The sequence below is a fragment of the Chromobacterium sp. CCUG 30098 genome (assembly GCF_059916605.1).
In genome coordinates this window covers 291,351-308,167 of record NZ_JAUCGS010000005.1, presented here as the reverse complement: position 1 = coordinate 308,167, position 16,817 = coordinate 291,351, and the positions used below count along the sequence as shown (strand labels likewise).

Below are 16,817 nucleotides of genomic sequence, written 5' to 3'. Positions count from 1 at the left end.
TTTAAAGGTATATGTTTATTACACCTTATGGATGCTACGCCGGCGGCGGGGAGCGGGCAATAGCCCGTTCAGCCTAAATCGCGGCGGCGCACTCGCTCCCAATCCAGGCCGAAGCGCGCCAGATACTTGCGCAGCCGGTCCGCGTCGTTGGGCTGGGCCTTGAGCTGGCGCGAGGCGGCGAACAGCCGGCGGCCGGCCTCGGACAGCGTGGCGGCGTCGCGACAGACGCGCAACACGCCTTCCAGCTGCATGCGGTCGAACAGGTCCAGCTGCGCCACCCGCTCCGGGTCCAGCGCCGCCAGCGCCTCGTCCCTTGCCTCGTCCTGCGTCTCGTCTTGCCAACCGTGACGCAGCCGCGCGATCTCCTCGCTGACGCCGTCCTCGTCGATGCGGCCGGCGTCGGCCAGCGTGGCCATGCGCGTCACCGAGGCGGACAGCTCGCGGAAATTGCCTTGCCAGCGCGCCTGCGGCGAGGCGGCGAAGGCGAGGTAGGCGCGGCGCGCCTCGGCGTTGAAGCGGGCGCGCAGGCCGTGCTGCTCGGCGTGGCGCGCCAGCTCGAACTCCAGATTGGGTTCGATGTCCTCGCGGCGCTCGGCCAGGCCGGGCAGATCGAAGCTCCACAGATTGATGCGCGCGTACAGGTCCTCGCGGAAGCGGCCGGCGCGCACCCATTGGCGCAAGTCCCGCACCGTGCCGCAGATCAGCTGGAAATTGCTGTGCACCTCGCAATCGCCGCCAAAAGGGAAGAAGCGCTTCTCCTCTATGGCCTTGAGCAGCATCGCCTGCTCGTCCAGGCCCAGCTCGCCTATCTCGTCCAGAAACAACATGCCGCCGTCCGCGCTGCGCAACAGGCCGGCGCGCTCGCCGTGCGCGCCGGTGAACGCGCCCTTCACATGGCCAAACAGGGCGGACATCGCGCTGTCGCCGCGCAGGGTGGCGCAATTGACCTCGACAAAGCGGCCGTCCAGCCGGTGACGCGTCTTTTTCAGCTGGTAGAGCCGGCGCGCCAGCTGGCTCTTTCCGGCGCCGGTGGGGCCGCTGAGCAGGATGGGCGCGTCGGAGCGCACCGCCACCCGTTCGATCTGCTCGATCATGCGGTTGAAGCGCGTGTTGCGGGTGGCGATGCCGGACTTGAGAAAGGACACGGTGTCGTCGCTCTCCTGACGGAAACGTTGCGCGATCTGGTCGTAGCGCGACAGATCCAGGTCGATGAGGCTGACCTCGCCGGCCAGGCGCTGGCCCTGGCGCGCCGGCGAACTTTGCAGCAGCCGCGCCGGCAGGTGGCGGGATTCGGTGAGCAGAAACCAGCAAATCTGCGCCACATGCGTGCCGGTGGTGATATGAACCAGGTAATCCTCGCGCTCGGTGTCGAAGGCGTAGTGCGCGGCGAAGTCGTGCAAGGCCGCGTACATCTCCTCGAAATCCCACGGGTCTTGCAGATTGACCGGATGCAGCCGCACCTCGGTGCCCGGCGACACCGCGGCGATATCCTGCGCCGTCAGTTGCGCCAGCCGCGCATGATGGTTGTCGTGCAGCAACTCCAGCCGCCGCAGCGGCATGTCGGGCTGCGCGCAAATGCCCACCGAGGGCCGCCATTTCTTCCAGCGCTCGGCGCCGTGGCCGCGCCGGTCCAGCACCGTGCCCAGGAAACCAATCGCCACTCTATCGTGCATATATTATCTATTTGGATAATTGAATAGACTATTTTATCAAAAAAGACTTGATGACGGTTTTGCCGAAACCGACGGCGCGGACCTGTGTGGAAGGATTGTTATTGTTAAATCAATGGCTTGAATGTTTAATTTCAAGTTGTCATGAAGCTGGCACGATTCTGGCAATACGCGGAACGGGTGCGGCGGCGCAAGCCTGCCCGCGCCTTGGGGCGAAGCGCGCCGGCGGCGCGCTAAGAACCTGTTCACGATCTGCTGCGCTTCGTGAAGCGTTGCTCGGTGAGCACAAGCTCAAAAATGCTCATGTACCACGAGTACATTCCGCTTTTTCGCTTGTTTTCGCCTTGCCTCGCTCTTGCTCGCGAGATCGTGAACAGGCTCTAAGACCCGCTAACAGAACCCCTGATCCTGCGTTGCGCCTCCTTGTCGCACGACTGGTGCTGTCGCTTCGCAGACACTTCGTTTTCTGCGTCGGCGCGCCTTGGCTCAGGTAGGCAGCGCGGTTTTGTTAGCGGCTCTAAAAACAGATATGCACAAAGAAAGACAAGAATATGACCGTGAATCCCTATCAAACCCTGCTGGCGGCCAACGGCGCGCCCATCAAGATGTGGACGCAAGGCGTGCCTGTGGAAGACGCCGCGCGTCAGCAACTGTTGCAAACCGCGCAACTGCCCTTCATCTTCCGGCACCTGGCGGTGATGCCGGACGTGCATCTGGGCAAGGGCTCCACCATAGGCAGCGTGATCCCCACGGTGGGGGCCGTCATTCCGGCGGCGGTGGGCGTGGACATCGGCTGCGGCATGATGGCGGCGCGCACCACCTTGAGCGCCGCGGACCTGCCGGACCAGCTGGGCGGCTTGCGGAGCGCCATTGAAGCCGCGGTGCCGCACGGCCGCAGCGCCCCCCGCTCCGGCCGCGACAAAGGCGCTTGGCAGCGGCCGCCGGCCGGCGTGGACGCCGCCTGGGCGCGGCTGCTGCCGGGCTTCGACGCCATCGCGGCCAAATACCCCAAGTTGGCGAAAACCAATAACCACCTTCACCTGGGCACGCTGGGTACCGGCAATCACTTTGTCGAAGTGTGCCTGGACGAGGCGGACCGGGTCTGGTTCATGTTGCACTCCGGTTCTCGCGGCGTGGGCAACGCCATCGGCAATCTGTTCATCGAACTGGCCCAGGCGGACATGCGCGGGCATATCGCCAATCTGCCGCACCGCGAGCTGGCCTATTTCGAAGAAGGCAGCCGTCATTTCGACGACTACGTGGAAGCGGTGGGCTGGGCTCAGGACTACGCGCGCCAAAACCGCCTGTTGATGATGCGCCAGGCGGTGGACGCCGCCCGCGGCGTGATAAGCAAGCCCTTCGACGCCGAAGTGGAAGCGGTGAACTGCCACCACAACTACGTGCAGCGCGAGACCCACTTTGGCCGCGAAGTGCTGGTGACGCGCAAGGGCGCGGTGGCCGCCCACAAGGGTCAGCTGGGCATCATTCCCGGCTCCATGGGCGCCAAGAGCTTCATTGTGCGCGGCCTGGGCAATGAGGAAGCCTTCTGTTCCTGCAGCCACGGCGCCGGGCGCGCGATGAGCCGCTCCGAAGCCAAGCGCCGCTTCGACCTGGAAGACCAGCGCCGCGCCACCGCCCATGTGGAATGCCGCAAGGACGCCGAGGTGATCGATGAAATCCCGATGGCTTACAAGGACATCGACGCGGTGATGGCGGCGCAGTCCAGCCTGGTGGAGGTGGCGCACACCTTGCGCCAGGTGGTGTGCGTGAAAGGATGAGCGGCGGTTCATGATCGGGCGCGCGGCGGGGCGGGCCAGCGCGGGAGCGGTTTTTAAGCTTCTTTGCTAGCCGTCCGGCCTGCGCGCGGCGGACATTGAACAGCAGCTAAAGCAAGCCCCTAGGCAGGGCTGGAGACAAAGATAATGCGAGAATTTTTATTTCAACACCCGCTGGAAGACGCGATGCGCGAGCGGGTGCGGCGCGAACTGGACGCGCTGGAAGGACGGCACCGGGTGCGAGTGCTTTACGCCTGTGAATCCGGCAGCCGCGCCTGGGGTTTTCCGTCGCCGGACAGCGATTACGACGTGCGCTTCATCTACGTGCACGAGCCGGAATGGTATTTGCGCGTGATGCCGCAGCGCGACGTGATCGAACTGCCGATCAACGATGAGCTGGACATCAGCGGCTGGGAGCTGCGCAAGGCGCTGCGCCTGCTGCAAGGCTCCAACCCCACGCTGTGCGAATGGCTGCAATCGCCGCTGGTGTACCGGGCGGACCCGCAGGCGCTGCGGCTGCTGCGCGGCCTGGCGCTGGACTTCCGCTCGGACCTCAAGTGTCGCTGGCACTACCTGGCGATGGCGCGCAAAAACTTCGACGCCCATCTGCAGGGCGACAGCGTGTGCCTGAAAAAATACTTGTACGTGCTGAGAGCCCTGCTGGCGGTGCGCTGGCTGGACGCCGGCCGCGGCATGCCGCCGACGCGTTTCGCCCAACTGGCCGCCGGCACCGTCGACGACGCCGAACTGGCCGCCGAGATCAACCGCCTGCTGGCGGTGAAGATCGCCTGCGGCGAGACCATGCGCGGACCGCGCCGCCCGCGGATCCACGCTTTCATCGAGCGGCAGCTGGCGGCGGCGGAACCGGCGCCGGCCCTGGCGCGGCCCAGCGGCGACAACGCGCGGCTTGACCAAGCCTTGTGGCGGCTGGCCAGGCCGCTAGACCATGAGCTGAAATTGGTGTCCAGCTGAAAGGACAGCATTGCGTATTCCATCGGGATAATAAGATGTGGGCGGCGGGCGGTCCGGACTTGCGCCGGACGCCGCCGTCCTGACATCAACCCGGGGGTATCCTGATGAGCTACACCAATGTCGAATCCAGGCCTGGCCAACAGCCGCGCCATGGCCAAGTGTTTAAGCCGGAATCGCGCGGCCAGTTCTGCGTGGACGGCGTCAACGCCCAATGCCCGCTGCAAAGCTGGCAGGTCAACGGCCTGGAAGGCGGCAAATTCTTCCCCGCCGGCGCGGGCGGCCTGCGCGACCCGCTGGCGCCGGACGACGTGGCCAATGTGGCCCCGCCGGCGGACGGCAAGATCGCCAGCGCTGGCCAGGCCTTCGCCGCGGTGCTGGACGAGCAGAGCGCCGAGCGTTGGCACAAGCACCCGGTCAAATCCGGCCAGGCGCAGGAATTCCATTGGAGCTATCACGCCGTCCACCTGACCCGGCGCTGGAACTACTTCATCACCAAGCCCGGCTGGAATCCCAACCAGCCGCTGAGCCGCGCCCAGTTCGAGTCCGAGCCTTTCTATAAAGTGGAACTGACCGCCCAGCCGTACTGGTCCCACGGCGCCGAACTGATGCCGCCGGACCCCACCATCCACAACGTCAGGCTGCCGGAGCGCCAGGGCTATCACGTGGTGCTGGCGGTCTGGGAAGTGGCCGACACCGGCAACGCCTTTTATCAGGTGATCGATTTCGACTTCAGCTGATCGACGCGCTTCGCGCAAGGCGCGGCGGCCTGGGCCGCCGCTGTCGTCTCCATGAAAGGAAGGGCAGATGAATCAATTCGCCAAGCCGGAACGGCGCGCGCTGAGCGACGACGCCTCATTGATGCCGGAGATCGCGGGCAACTTCTTGATGGGCTTCTGGCACAACTGGCCGTCGGAGCCGGGCAACGGCTACCAGCGCGGCCAGTCCGCGGACCTGCCGCTGGCGGAAACCCCGGCCGACTACAATATCGTGGCGGTGGCCTTCATGAAGGGCGCCGGCATTCCCACTTTCAAACCCTACAATCTGAGCGATCAGGCCTTCCGCGAACAAGTGGGCGAACTCAATCGCCAGGGGCGGGCGGTGCTGATCTCGCTGGGCGGCGCGGACGCCCACATCGAACTGCATGCCGGGCAAGAGCAAGCGCTGGCCGACGAAATCATCCGCCTGGTGGAAACCTACGGCTTTGACGGCCTGGACATCGATCTGGAGCAAAGCGCCATCGCCGCCGCAGACAACAGCGCGGTGATCCCGGCCGCGCTCAAACGGGTCAAAGACCGTTACGCCGCCGAGGGCCGCGGCTTCATCATCAGCATGGCGCCGGAATTCCCCTACCTGAAGACCGGGGACAAATACGCGCCTTACCTCGCCGCGCTGGACGGCTATTACGACTTCATCGCCCCGCAGTACTACAACCAGGGCGGCGACGGCGTCTGGGTGGACGAGCTGAACGCCTGGCTGTCTCAGGACAACCAGGAGCAAAAAGAAGACTTTCTTTATTACCTGACCGATAGCCTGATCAACGGCAGCCGCGGCTTCCTGCGCATTCCGGCGGACAAGTTCGCCATCGGCCTGCCGGCCAACAACGACGCCGCCGCCACCGGCTATGTGGCGGACCCCGGCGCGGTGTACCGCGCCTTCAGCCGCCTGGCCGCCGACGGCAATCCCATCCGCGGCTTGATGACCTGGTCCGTCAACTGGGACGCCGGACGCGACGCCGGCGGCCGGCCGTACGACTGGGGCTTTGTCCGCGACTACGCCGAACTGATCCACGGCGAAAGCGGCGGCAACCGGCCGGGCGCGCCGCAAAACCTCAAGGTGGACAGCCGCAGCGACACCGCCATCAGCCTGAGCTGGGAAGCCTCCCAGGGCGGTGAACAGCCGGTGGCGCATTACCAGCTGCACCGCGACGGCCAGCCGGCGGGGGAGACCAGCGCGCTCAACTACCTGGACAGCGGCCTGCGGCCCGGCACCGCCTACCGTTATTTCGTCACCGCGCTGGACGCCGCCGGCCACGCCTCCGGCCCCAGCAACAGCGTGAGCGCCAGCACCAGCGGCGGCGGGCCGGAGCCGGAGTTTCCGGAGTGGTTGAACGAGCACGACTACCAGGTGGATGACGGCGTCAGCTACCAGGGCCAGCTTTACCGCTGCCTGCAAGCGCACCGTTCCAACCCCGGTTGGACGCCGGACGTGGCCTTCACCCTGTGGCGGCTGGCCTGAGCCTAGCCTGGCGGCCCGCCGTTGCGGCGGCGGGCCGATTAAAGTTTGTGGGGTGAGCGGCGCCGCTTACGGCCGCTTGGCCGCCCAACTGGCGAAGCGCTGCTCCAGCGCCTCGCCGTGATCGGTCCAGAAGGCGGCGTCCATCGCCAGCGAACCGGCCATATTGGCCGGGTGGCTGGGCAGCTCGGACTGAACCGCTGCCGGCAACAGGCTGAGCGCTTTGCGGTTGCTGGGGCCGTAGGGCATCTGCTCCGAATACAGCTTTTGCTGCTCCGGCCGGCTGGCGAAGGCGATGAACTTCAGCGCCTCGTCCTTGTTGGGCGAGCCCTTGGGAATGGCCCAGTAGCTGAACTCGCTGATATTGTTGTGCCACACCATGCGCAGCTTGCGGCCCTCGCGCCGCGCCAGGCTGATGCGGCCGTTGTAGGAAGAACTCATCACCACGTCGCCGGACAGAAGGTATTGCGGCGGCTGCGCGCCGCTTTCCCACCACTGGATATAGGGCTTGAGCTGATCCAGCTTGCGAAAAGCGCGGTCCACCCCGGCCGGCGTGGCCAAGGTTTTGTAAACCTCGGCCGGCGGCACGCCGTCCGCCAATAGCGCGATCTCCAGCGTGTAGGGCGCGCCGCGGCGCAATGCCCGCTTGCCGGGGAAACGCTTCACGTCCCAGAAATCGCGCCAGCTTTGCGGCGCGGTTTTCAGCTTGTCCTCGTTGTAAGCCAGCACCATGGAGGCCAGGAACATGCCGATGGCGCAAGGCTGGGCCGCGCCGGGCACAAAGTCGGCCTTGTCGCCTATCCGCCGGTAATCCAGCCTCTCCAGCAAGCCCTCCTCACAGCCGCGCCCCTGCGCCGCGGCGTCCACCTCCACCGCGTCCCAGCGCGAGCGGCCGGTGGCCGCCATCGCCTTGATCTTGGCGAACTCTCCGTTCCAGGCGTCCGCGACGATGCGCACGCCGCTTTGACGTTGATAGGGCGCGTAATAGGCGCGCGATTGCGCCGCCTGGTTCTCGCCGCCGTAGGACACCACCACCAGCTGGTTGGCGGAGGCGACGCCGCCGGCCAGCAGGCAGGCGGCGATGCTCAGATGCGTCAATTTCATGATCGGTCTCCTCTGATGCTGCGTGGCCGGCTTATCCGCGCCGGCCGGGACAGTCTAGGAAGCGATCAAAAAAACTGTAAAATTTATTTTGATTTTATTAAAAAACTGTTGCGGCATCGGCAGGCTTTGAGCGGGCCGGGCGCTGCGCAAGCCCGTACGGGAAAAGACGAAAGCCGCTGAGCGAGCGGCTTTGCTGGGGGCGTGGGTATTTCGACGCGGTACTCGCCGTGCAACGCTTCACGACGCGCAGCAGATCGCAAACAGGCTCTTCAAAGTCTCGCGGGCTAAGGCGAGACAAGGCGAAAACGGCTGAGAAAGCGGAATATACACGTGCTACATGCGCATTCTGAAGATGGTTTCAACGCCGTATCGCTGAAGCGCAGCAGACTTTGGCCTGGTTCTCAGAAGCTGGGCGGAGTAATCACCCATATCACGATGGTCTCGCCGCTGCCCGGATTGCGGTAGCGGTGCGGCTCGCTGCTGGAATAGGCGAAGCTGTCGCCTTGTTCCAGATGAAACTGGCGCTCGCCCACAAACAACTCCAGCGATCCCTTGAGCACAAAGCCGGCTTCCTCGCCGTTGTGGCTGTAGCCCTCGTCGCAGCTGGCGCCGGGCGGGATCAGGCAATGGATCATCTCCAATTGGCGCTGGTTCTTGGGCGTCAGCAAGTGGTCGACGAAACCGCTCTGGTAATCCAGCCGCGGCCGCTGATCGCGGCGCACGATGTAGCCCTTCTCGTCCTCGGCCTGCTCGGCGGCGCCGTTGAAAAACCACTGCACCGTCACCCCCAGGCTGCGGGCGATATTCACCAGCGCGTTGATGGACGGTTGGGCCAGCTCGCGTTCGATCAGGCTGATGTGGCCCACGGACAGGCCGCTGGTTTCGGCCAGCCGGCTCAGCGTCAGGCCCTGGCGTTTGCGCAGTTGTCGGATGCGGGCGCCCAGCTGCAGCGGGGCGTCGGCGGCGGATGTTGCGTTTTTGCTCACGATGAAATCCTGTGCCGCGGCGTGTGTTCGCGGTTCTGACTTGTATTTTATTAAAAAAATTTGCAATAAATTTTAATTTAAGCAAAATCAAACTGCCATAGAGCTGGCGTCCGCCAAACCCGATCAAAGGTCCACGCGATGAGCACCTTGTTCCCCTTGCTGTTCTCCCCGCTGCGCATCGGCCCGGCGCTGCTGAAGAATCGTATCATGTCCACCGGCCACGACACCGTGCTGCCGGTGGACGGCCGGGTCAGCCCGGCGTTGGTGGCCTACCACCGGGCGCGGGCGCGCGGCGGCGTCGGCCTGATCGTGCTGCAAGTCTCCGGCGTCCACGAAACCGCGCACTACACCTCGCACGCCCTGATGGCCACCGACGACAGCTGCGTGCCCGGCTACCGGCAACTGGCCGAGGCGGTACACGCCGAAGGCTGCAAGCTGTTCGCCCAGCTATTTCACCCCGGCCGCGAAATCATGGAAAGCGCCGACGGCCTGCTGAGCGTGGCCTACGCGCCTTCGGCGACCCCCAGCGAGCGCTTCCACGTGCAGCCGCGCGCGCTGAGCCGCGAAATGATAGATGAAATCATCGCTGGCTACGGCGCGGCCGCAAGACGGCTGCGCGCCGCCGGCGTGGACGGCGCCGAGATCGTCGCCAGCCACGGCTATCTGCCGGCGCAATTCCTCAACCCCCAAGTCAACCGCCGTGAAGACGGCTACGGCGGCGACGACGCCGGCCGGCTGCGCTTCCTGCGCGAAGCGGTGGCCGCCGCCCGCGCCGGCGGCGGGCCGGGCTTTGTGGTGGGCCTGCGCATCTCCGCCGGCGAGGAAGAAGGCGAGGGTATGGACGCCGAGCGGGCGCTGGCGGCCACGCGGGCGCTGGAGAGCGAACTGGACTACGTCAGCCTGGTGGCCGGCAGCTCCGCTACCCTGGGCGCGGCTATCCACATCGCGCCGCCGATGGCGCTGCCGGCCGCCTACCTGGCGGCGCAAGCGGCGCGCTTCAAGCGTGCGCTGAGCATCCCGGTGCTGCTGGCCGGGCGCATCAACCAGCCGCAGGAAGCAGAACAACTATTGGCCGGTGGACAGGCCGATGCTTGCGGCATGACCCGCGCGCTGATCTGCGACCCGGAGCTGCCGGCCAAGGCCGAGCAGGGCCGGCAGGAGGACATCCGCGCCTGCATAGGCTGCAACCAGGCCTGTATCGGCCGCTTCCACCGCGGCCTACCCATCTCCTGCATCCAACACCCGCAAAGCGGCCGTGAACTGGAATACGGCGAACTGCGGCCGGCCGCCGCGCCGCGGCGAGTGCTGGTGGCCGGCGGCGGCCCGGCCGGCATGAAGGCGGCGGTGATCGCGGCGCAGCGCGGTCATCAGGTCAGCCTGTACGAAGCCGGCCCGCAACTGGGCGGCCAGGCGCTGTTGGCGCAACTGCTGCCCGGCCGCACGGAATTTGGCGGCCTGATCACCAATCTGGAACGGGAACTGCAACTGGCCGGCGTGGAAGTGAGGCGCAACGTCAGGGTGGACCGCGAACTGGTGCGGCGGCTGGCCCCGGACGCGGTGGTGGTGGCCACCGGCGCGCGGCCGCGCTGGCCGGCGCTGGAAGGCGGCGGCGCCATGCAAGTGCTGGATGCCTGGCAAGTGCTGCGCGGCGAGGCGGTGCGGGGCGGCAAGGTGCTGGTGGCGGACTGGCGCTGCGACTGGATCGGCCCCGGCATCGCGCTGCGGCTGGCCGCCGCCGGCCACCAGGTGAGGCTGGCGGTCAACGGCACCCATGCCGGCGAAGCGCTGCAAATGTATGTGCGCGACCACCTGGCCGGCCAACTGCAACGCGCCGGCGTGACGGTGACGCCGTACGCGCGCCTGTACGGCCACGACGACGACAGCGTGTACCTGCTGCACACCGCCAGCGAGGAAGCCATGGTGGAGAGCGAAGTGGACTGCCTGGTGCTGTGTCAGGGGCACCAGGCCGAGGATGGTTTATGGGAGGAACTGAGCGGCTGCGGCGCCGAACTGCACGCGATAGGCGATTGCCTGGCGCCGCGCACCGCGGAAGAAGCCGTTTATGAAGGCATGCGGCTGGGCTGGCGTTTGTAGCCGCCGTCAGCCGGCGATATGCGCCGTCAGGCCGCTGGCGGCCACCTGCTCGCCCAAAGTGTGGCCGTCCGGGTAATCGCCGCCGTTCTGGCGGCGGAAGGGAATGGGCGCTTCGTCGAACACCCCAAGCAGCCTTTGCCGCCAGGCGTCCTTGGCCGCGTCCATATCGGCGGCGGAAAGACGGTTGGCGTCGTACACCGCATGCGTGGGCAGCACCTCCATGCCGGGGTAGAACAGGCAGCCGTGTGTCACAGGAAACAACAGTTGCTCCAGCGGCCCGTTGATGCCGCGCGGGCCGTAGTCCCGCTCCTGTCCGCCCACCATCGCGGCCAGCATCGCGCGTTTGCCGCTTAGCGCGCCGTCGCCGTAGCGCCAGCGGTTGCCTTCGTTGCGATAGCCATAGGCGAAGCCGTAAAAACCTGTTTACGATCTTGCGAGCTAAGGCGAGACAAGGCGAAAACGGCTGAAGAAGCGGAATGTACATGTTGTACATGAGCATTCTGAAGACGTTTTCAACGCTGTATCGCCAACGCGCAGCTGATCGTGAACAGGTTTTAAGCGTAGACTCGGTCAATCCAACCTTTATGCAAGGCGGGAAGGGCGTACCACCATAGCGGAAACAGCATGATCAACAATCCGTCGCCAGCCGCTTGCGCTGCTTTGCCGCGCCAGCGCGGCGAATTGGGCGGTCAGCGACGCCGGGTCCGGGTGGGCGTGGATGATGAGAGCTTGTCGGTTCATGCGGCCTCCAAGAGTTTCACGGTGGAAAGCCGCCAGTCTGACGCGCGGTCAACTATTCGTGAAATCACGGTTTTTATTGCTTACTATTCATCAGATGGATACCAAACGACTCGACCTCAATCTGCTGGTAACGCTGGAAGCCTTGCTGGTGGAACAGAACGTGACGCGCGCGGCCGCGCGGCTGAGCTTGAGCCAGCCGGCGGTGAGCGCGCAATTGAACCGCCTGCGCGAGTTGTTTGACGACCCGCTGCTGGTGGCCGTCCACCGCGGCATGTATCCCACGGCCAAGGCGCTGGAAATGTTCGAGCCCTTGCGCAAGGCGCTCAACGAAGTGCGCGCCACCGTGGCCGGACATCAGGATTTTGAGCCGGCCAGCGCGGACCTGACCGTGGCCATCGCCTGCACCGATTACCTGCAAGCCGCGCTGCTGATCCCGCTGGCGCGGGAACTGCGCAAAAGCGCGCCCGGCGTGAGGGTGGCGGTGCGCGCGCTGGACCTGCACCGGCTGGAAGCGCAACTGGAGCAGGGCGATCTGGACCTGGCGCTGCTGACCCCGCCGGCCGCCCCGTCCAAGCTGCAAAGCTGCCGTCTGTTCGACGAACACTATGTGCTGATAGGCCGCCGCGACCACCCCACCCTGAAAGAAGGGCTGAGCGTGGAAGAATACGCGGCCTTGGACCACGTCATCGTGTCCTTGGACGGCAACGGCTTCTTCACCCCGGTGGACCGCACGCTGGCGGCGCTGGGCCTGCGCCGCAACGTGGCCTTGTCCGCCGCGTCCTTCCTGTTTGTGCCGGAAATGGTGGCCCAGTCCGACTTTGTCGCGCTGGTGCCGCAGCGCCTGGTGCAAGACCGCGGCGACGCGCTGAAGCAAGTGGAGTTTCCGCTGCCCACGGAAAGCTTTGAAGTGGGCATGGCCTGGCACGACCGCACCCAGCAGCACCCCGGCCATCGCTGGATGCGGGACTTCATCATCACCCTGGTCAATGCGCAGGCGGGGTTGGCGGCGGATGCGGTGCCTCTCTCTTAGACCCGCTAACCAAACCCCTGATCCTACGTTGCGCCTCCTTGCCGTACGACTTGTACGGCCTGCGTCGGCGCGCCTTGGCTCAGGTTCTCTGCGAGGTGTTGTTAGCGGCTCTTAGAACCGGTTTACGATCTGCTGCGCGTCGTGAGACGTGGCACGGTGAGTACCGCTTCGCAATGCTCATGTACCGCGCGTACATTCCATTTTCTCAGCCGCAACGCCTTGTCTCGCCTTAGCTCGCGAGATCGTAAACACGTTCTTAGAACCGGTTACGTTCCGCTGCGCTAATGGCTTGTTCCTGCCGGGGCTGGCGGCTGGTGGGTATCGCCTGCGGCTCCACCCACCCTACCCATGACGAGCGGCCGCGCGTAGGGTGGGTGGAGCGTAGCGATACCCACGCGGAACCCCGCTGCGCCGCACAAGATGATGGCGGCGATCCACCTTACCGGACCCCGCCGGCTTGACGCCCTCCCACTCCTCCTCAACAATAGCCCCCGCGCCGCAGCAATCGCGGCGCTCGGGATTAGCCTCCCGCTTATGAGTTCTTACTGCGGATGCGCTGTTTCCACAGCGTATCCGCTGCCATTGCTTTGCCTATTCGGGCGGGCCATGGCAAGTGGCGCCCTCGCGGGCGCGCCGGCTTTCGTAAGAACTCACCGGTAGGCTAACTCTTGTCATGTGCCCGCCCTGCCGCCTTGCGGCCGGGCCCTTCTGCTCAGGAGGTTGCAAATGGTAAAGCTAGTCCGTCCGGTGCTAGGCATCGAACTCACTCCATCCGCTGCTGAAACCCAAGACGTCCATCAGGACGCTTCTCCACTCCCGCCGCTAGGGCCGCGCTCCCGCTACCGGTTTGCCGGTCCCCACGCCAAAGACCTCAGCCTGCCCTTCATCCGCCGCATCAAAGGCCGCACCTACCCGCATTATTGGCAGCCGGCCGAGGCCAAGGATGAATGTGAAGCCCGCGCCTTGGGCCATCAGTACGCCGCCCATCTGGCGCAGATGCTGAAACTCAACCGCCAGCACTCCGCGCGCGGCCTGTTGTTCCGCATCGCCAGCGATATGGATTTCAGCCAACGCGGCCACCGCCGCCGCATGTGCAAGAGCTTCTTCAACTATCTGGAGTTGTTGTTGAACCTGGGGGTGGAGCAGGTGGACCTGCCGAGGCATGTGGAGGCGGTGAACCGCCTCCATCTCAGCCTGGACGAGTTGGAAGCCTTGCCGCGTAAGTTGGGGCGGAAGAAGAGGGGATAAGCTGGGAAGGGCAGCCGGCCCCGGGAGCGGGGCTGGCTATTGGGGAAGGAGAGGCTTTTCCCAGCAAACAGCCATATCCGTATCCAGCAAACTAAGGGTGTTTCGGTTGACACTCCCTCGCTGAACTGAGAACCTTCCCGCTTCCATTTTTTTGTTATTGCCCGCCATGAAAATCACCGCCAACACCGCCGTCACCCTGCGCATGAAAGTCACCGACAGCCAGGGCTTGGTTTACGACGATGGCAAGAAGCCCGTCTCCTACCTGCACGGCGATTACGACAACCTGTTCGCCAAGCTGGAAGCCGCGCTGGAAGGCCAGGAATCGGGTTTTCAAACCACGCTGGAACTGGCTACCGAAGACACCTTCGGTGAACGCGACGAAGCCCTGGTCACCACCATGCCCAAGTCGGACTTCCCGCCCGGCGTGAAGGTGGGCGGCCAAATCCAGCGCATTGGCCCGGATGGCGAGCCGCGTTATTACTTCGTCACCAAGATCAAAGGCCCCACCGTCTTGCTGGACGGCAACCACCCGCTATGCGGCAAAGCCCTGCGCTTTGTCGTCAAAGTGGTGGACGTGCGCGCGGCCACGGCCGAGGAAATTGCTCACCAGCATGTGCATGGCGAGCACGGGCATCAGCACTGATTTCCCCGCCTCATACAGACAAAGCCCTCCCCATTGGGGAGGGCTTTGTTTTGTCTGGACCCCACCTATTATTTGGCGTTGCTTATCGGCAGGGCGGCATTTTTCGGACTGCGGCCCGCAGGCTCTGACATATTCGGAGATGGAGGCGTGGGCACATGTCACCCGGCGGCGGCGCACTAGGAGGTAGGCCTTGCTTCGGCGTCTGGATAATGCGTACCTATTCATCCAAGCGATGGATGAAGGCGAGTTTATGCAAGATGTTCTTGAAGACGGCGAGGCCGCAGGCCTTGATGAGAATGCTTAGAACGTGTTTACGATCTCGCGAGCTAAGGCGAGACAAGGCGAAAATGGCTGAGAAAGCGGAATGTACATACGGTACATGAGCATTTCGAAGATGGTTTCAACGCTGTATCGCCGACGCGCAGCAGATCGTAAACACGTTCTTAGTGCGTGAACCATGCCGCCTTTGTTGTGCTATGATTTGTACAATCATTGTCGATTTGAGCGAGGAACACCGTGAAAGCGCTTACCTACAGCCACACCCGCCAGCACCTGGCCGAAGTCATGCGTCAAGTGAACGAAGACCGGGCGCCGGTGATCGTCACCACCCAGCGCGGTGAGCCGGTGGTGATCATGTCGCTGGCCGACTACAACGCGCTGGAAGAAACCGCCTACCTGACGCGCTCCCCTGAAAATGCCAAGCGTCTGGCCGATGCGGCGGCAAGGTTTCACAGCGGAGCGGCCAAAGAGAGAACGCTTCTCGAAGACGAGGGCGAGTAATGCAGATCAAGTTTGATGACAACGCATGGGAGGATTACCTCTACTGGCAGCAGAGCAGCAAGCCTACTCTCAAGCGCATCAACGCTCTGATCAAGGACATCCAGCGCAACCCGTTTGAGGGGATCGGCAAGCCAGAGCCGCTTAAGCACCAGTTTGCTGGCTTTTGGTCGCGTCGCATCGATGATGAGCATCGGCTGGTCTACGCTGTCCAGAGCAATGTTCTGACCATCTTGCAGTGCCGCTACCACTACTAAGGCCCGCTAACAAAAGCTCGCAGAGAAGCTGAGCCAAGGCGCGCCGACGCAGGCAGTACAAGTGGTACGACCAGGAGGCGCAACGCAGGATCAGGGGTTTTGTTAGCGGGCCTAAGAACCTGTTTACGATCTGCTGCGGCGTCGTGGACGCGTTACACGGTGAGTACGTCTTTAAAAATGCTCATGTACCACGCGTACATTCCGCTTTCTCAGCCGCAACGCCTTGTCTCGCCTTAGCAAGCGAGATCGTAAACACGTTCTAAGCACAATTGCCAAGGCATTGAGTCCGCTGCGCGGATGATGATTTAGTAGGGTCCGCGGCCTACCGTGCACGGCACACAGTGCGCGGCTACTTTCGTCTCGCAGGATGCCGCCGGCTTGACGCCCTCCCGCTCCTCGACACCTTCGGCGCGCGCGACGAAGCCCTGGTCACCACCATGCCCAAGTTGGACTTCCCGCCAGGTGTGAAGGTAGGCGGCCAAATCCAGCGCATCGGCCCGGACGGCGAGCCGCGTTACTACTTCGTCACCAAGATCAAAGGCCCCACCGTCTTGCTGGACGGCAAGCACCCGCTGTGCGGCAAAGCCCTGCGCTTTGTCGTCAAAGTGGTGGACGTGCGCGCGGCAACGGCTGAGGAAATCGCTCACCAGCATGTGCATGGTGAGCATGGGCATCAGCATTGATAGTACCGGCCTCATACAAACAAAGCCCTTCCCATTTGGGAGGGCTTTGTTTTGCGTGGGCCTGGCGGTTTGAGTGGTAGTGATTTGCTGGTGGGCTGCTCACCATCTATGTTTCTACACTTTCGCTATCGTTTTTCCGACAAGCACGCAAAAGATCTTTTGTTCGTCGCATAGAAGGTCGTAGCGGAAGAAGAAAGGGGTGTGTGTAGGGCTGCACTGCGTCCCAATAGTACCTTGGGGCGCTTTTTTTTAAACAGGCACGTAGAGGGTGCTTATTCAGTAATAGTGGATCATTCTGTGTGTTCGGTATTTTGGAGCTAATGAATGGCTATTAGTTTATGTCTGGGTTGAATGCTTTTTATACGGTCATCAGTGTGTCTAACTGTAATGCGTAGAATGTAGAAATAATTAAAATCAATCTGATTTGATTATTGTTGTCATTGCCTCTGCCTAGTAATATTTATAAATTGGATTTCTATATTTTTGGGTTTGTCTATAATTGCGGAAAATTGAAATTGTGAGTGCCATGCTCACTGAGGTGTATGAGTCTTCAGGTTTGAAGAAGGTCAGCTTTAAGATGGGAGATGGTGGTTAATGTGTTTGTA

Annotated in this window: 15 protein-coding genes and 1 pseudogene; 11 read left to right on the top strand and 5 right to left on the bottom strand. The window is 63.5% G+C overall.

Features of this window, described 5'->3' with window-relative positions:
- Positions 1-68 precede the first annotated feature (68 nt).
- Complete coding sequence (gene rtcR, locus QUG03_RS13865; protein WP_500820249.1) at positions 69-1,673, bottom strand: RNA repair transcriptional activator RtcR; 1,605 nt, start codon at positions 1,671-1,673, stop codon at positions 69-71.
- Between the two features lie 548 nt (positions 1,674-2,221).
- On the opposite strand from rtcR, the gene QUG03_RS13860 reads away from it, so the two are divergent.
- From QUG03_RS13860 to QUG03_RS13845, 4 genes are all read left to right on the top strand, one after another.
- Complete coding sequence (locus QUG03_RS13860; RefSeq protein ID WP_500820248.1) at positions 2,222-3,448, top strand: RtcB family protein; 1,227 nt, start codon at positions 2,222-2,224, stop codon at positions 3,446-3,448.
- Between the two features lie 144 nt (positions 3,449-3,592).
- Entirely contained in the window at positions 3,593-4,417 is an 825-nt protein-coding gene (locus QUG03_RS13855) for a nucleotidyltransferase domain-containing protein (protein ID WP_500820247.1), read from the top strand.
- 104 nt (positions 4,418-4,521) lie between these two features.
- Positions 4,522-5,154 (top strand): lytic polysaccharide monooxygenase auxiliary activity family 9 protein, encoded by a 633-nt coding sequence (locus QUG03_RS13850; RefSeq protein ID WP_107799917.1) that lies wholly within the window; start codon positions 4,522-4,524, stop codon positions 5,152-5,154.
- Between the two features lie 67 nt (positions 5,155-5,221).
- Positions 5,222-6,652: a carbohydrate-binding protein gene (locus QUG03_RS13845; protein ID WP_500820246.1), complete on the top strand. Its 1,431-nt coding sequence runs from the start codon at positions 5,222-5,224 to the stop codon at positions 6,650-6,652.
- 66 nt (positions 6,653-6,718) lie between these two features.
- Here the strand turns inward: QUG03_RS13845 and QUG03_RS13840 are convergent, their stop codons facing one another.
- Both QUG03_RS13840 and QUG03_RS13835 read right to left on the bottom strand, forming a co-directional pair.
- Positions 6,719-7,753, bottom strand: coding sequence for an ABC transporter substrate-binding protein (locus QUG03_RS13840; RefSeq protein ID WP_500820245.1), 1,035 nt, complete (start codon positions 7,751-7,753; stop codon positions 6,719-6,721).
- Between the two features lie 401 nt (positions 7,754-8,154).
- Positions 8,155-8,739, bottom strand: a complete 585-nt coding sequence (locus tag QUG03_RS13835; RefSeq protein WP_227107395.1) for a cupin domain-containing protein — start codon at positions 8,737-8,739, stop codon at positions 8,155-8,157.
- 138 nt (positions 8,740-8,877) lie between these two features.
- Between QUG03_RS13835 and QUG03_RS13830 the strand changes: the two genes are divergently transcribed.
- Positions 8,878-10,833: an oxidoreductase gene (locus QUG03_RS13830; RefSeq protein WP_500820244.1), complete on the top strand. Its 1,956-nt coding sequence runs from the start codon at positions 8,878-8,880 to the stop codon at positions 10,831-10,833.
- Positions 10,834-10,839: 6 nt separating this feature from the next.
- On the opposite strand, the pseudogene QUG03_RS13825 reads toward QUG03_RS13830, so the two are convergent.
- Both QUG03_RS13825 and QUG03_RS13820 read right to left on the bottom strand, forming a co-directional pair.
- Positions 10,840-11,235: pseudogene (locus QUG03_RS13825) on the bottom strand (NAD(P)H-dependent oxidoreductase); the annotation flags it as partial.
- Positions 11,236-11,387: 152 nt separating this feature from the next.
- Entirely contained in the window at positions 11,388-11,459 is a 72-nt protein-coding gene (locus QUG03_RS13820; protein WP_370646608.1) for an NAD(P)H-dependent oxidoreductase, read from the bottom strand.
- Positions 11,460-11,668: 209 nt separating this feature from the next.
- On the opposite strand from QUG03_RS13820, the gene QUG03_RS13815 reads away from it, so the two are divergent.
- From QUG03_RS13815 to QUG03_RS13790, 6 genes are all read left to right on the top strand, one after another.
- Positions 11,669-12,604 (top strand): LysR family transcriptional regulator, encoded by a 936-nt coding sequence (locus tag QUG03_RS13815; protein ID WP_107799912.1) that lies wholly within the window; start codon positions 11,669-11,671, stop codon positions 12,602-12,604.
- Positions 12,605-13,330: 726 nt separating this feature from the next.
- On the top strand, positions 13,331-13,852 hold the full coding sequence (locus QUG03_RS13810) for a hypothetical protein (RefSeq protein WP_500820243.1): 522 nt from the start codon (positions 13,331-13,333) through the stop codon (positions 13,850-13,852).
- A gap of 166 nt (positions 13,853-14,018) precedes the next feature.
- A complete protein-coding gene (locus QUG03_RS13805) occupies positions 14,019-14,495 on the top strand; it encodes an FKBP-type peptidyl-prolyl cis-trans isomerase (RefSeq protein WP_048410490.1) in 477 nt (158 codons plus the stop codon).
- 516 nt (positions 14,496-15,011) lie between these two features.
- The gene (locus QUG03_RS13800; protein WP_019101444.1) at positions 15,012-15,275 is read left to right on the top strand and encodes a type II toxin-antitoxin system Phd/YefM family antitoxin; all 264 of its coding nucleotides are present in this window, start codon (positions 15,012-15,014) and stop codon (positions 15,273-15,275) included.
- Positions 15,275-15,529 carry a Txe/YoeB family addiction module toxin gene (locus QUG03_RS13795; protein WP_081575981.1) on the top strand — a complete coding sequence of 85 codons (255 nt, stop codon included), beginning with the start codon at positions 15,275-15,277 and terminating at the stop codon, positions 15,527-15,529. Before QUG03_RS13800 ends, QUG03_RS13795 begins: the two co-directional genes overlap by 1 nt.
- Before the next feature lie 437 nt (positions 15,530-15,966).
- Positions 15,967-16,212: a peptidylprolyl isomerase gene (locus tag QUG03_RS13790; protein ID WP_500820242.1), complete on the top strand. Its 246-nt coding sequence runs from the start codon at positions 15,967-15,969 to the stop codon at positions 16,210-16,212.
- Positions 16,213-16,817: the final 605 nt, after the last annotated feature.

Bases quoted from the DNA above. Each gene is read 5' to 3' on its own strand.
- QUG03_RS13845 (WP_500820246.1), top strand. From the start codon at position 5,222: ATGAATCAATTCGCCAAGCCGGAACGGCGCGCGCTGAGCGACGACGCC.
- QUG03_RS13805 (WP_048410490.1), top strand. From the start codon at position 14,019: ATGAAAATCACCGCCAACACCGCCGTCACCCTGCGCATGAAAGTCACC.
- QUG03_RS13815 (WP_107799912.1), top strand. From the start codon at position 11,669: ATGGATACCAAACGACTCGACCTCAATCTGCTGGTAACGCTGGAAGCC.
- QUG03_RS13830 (WP_500820244.1), top strand. From the start codon at position 8,878: ATGAGCACCTTGTTCCCCTTGCTGTTCTCCCCGCTGCGCATCGGCCCG.
- QUG03_RS13860 (WP_500820248.1), top strand. From the start codon at position 2,222: ATGACCGTGAATCCCTATCAAACCCTGCTGGCGGCCAACGGCGCGCCC.
- QUG03_RS13850 (WP_107799917.1), top strand. From the start codon at position 4,522: ATGAGCTACACCAATGTCGAATCCAGGCCTGGCCAACAGCCGCGCCAT.
- QUG03_RS13810 (WP_500820243.1), top strand. From the start codon at position 13,331: ATGGTAAAGCTAGTCCGTCCGGTGCTAGGCATCGAACTCACTCCATCC.
- rtcR (WP_500820249.1), bottom strand. From the start codon at position 1,673: ATGCACGATAGAGTGGCGATTGGTTTCCTGGGCACGGTGCTGGACCGG.
- QUG03_RS13790 (WP_500820242.1), top strand. From the start codon at position 15,967: ATGCCCAAGTTGGACTTCCCGCCAGGTGTGAAGGTAGGCGGCCAAATC.
- QUG03_RS13840 (WP_500820245.1), bottom strand. From the start codon at position 7,753: ATGAAATTGACGCATCTGAGCATCGCCGCCTGCCTGCTGGCCGGCGGC.
- QUG03_RS13855 (WP_500820247.1), top strand. From the start codon at position 3,593: ATGCGAGAATTTTTATTTCAACACCCGCTGGAAGACGCGATGCGCGAG.
- QUG03_RS13795 (WP_081575981.1), top strand. From the start codon at position 15,275: ATGCAGATCAAGTTTGATGACAACGCATGGGAGGATTACCTCTACTGG.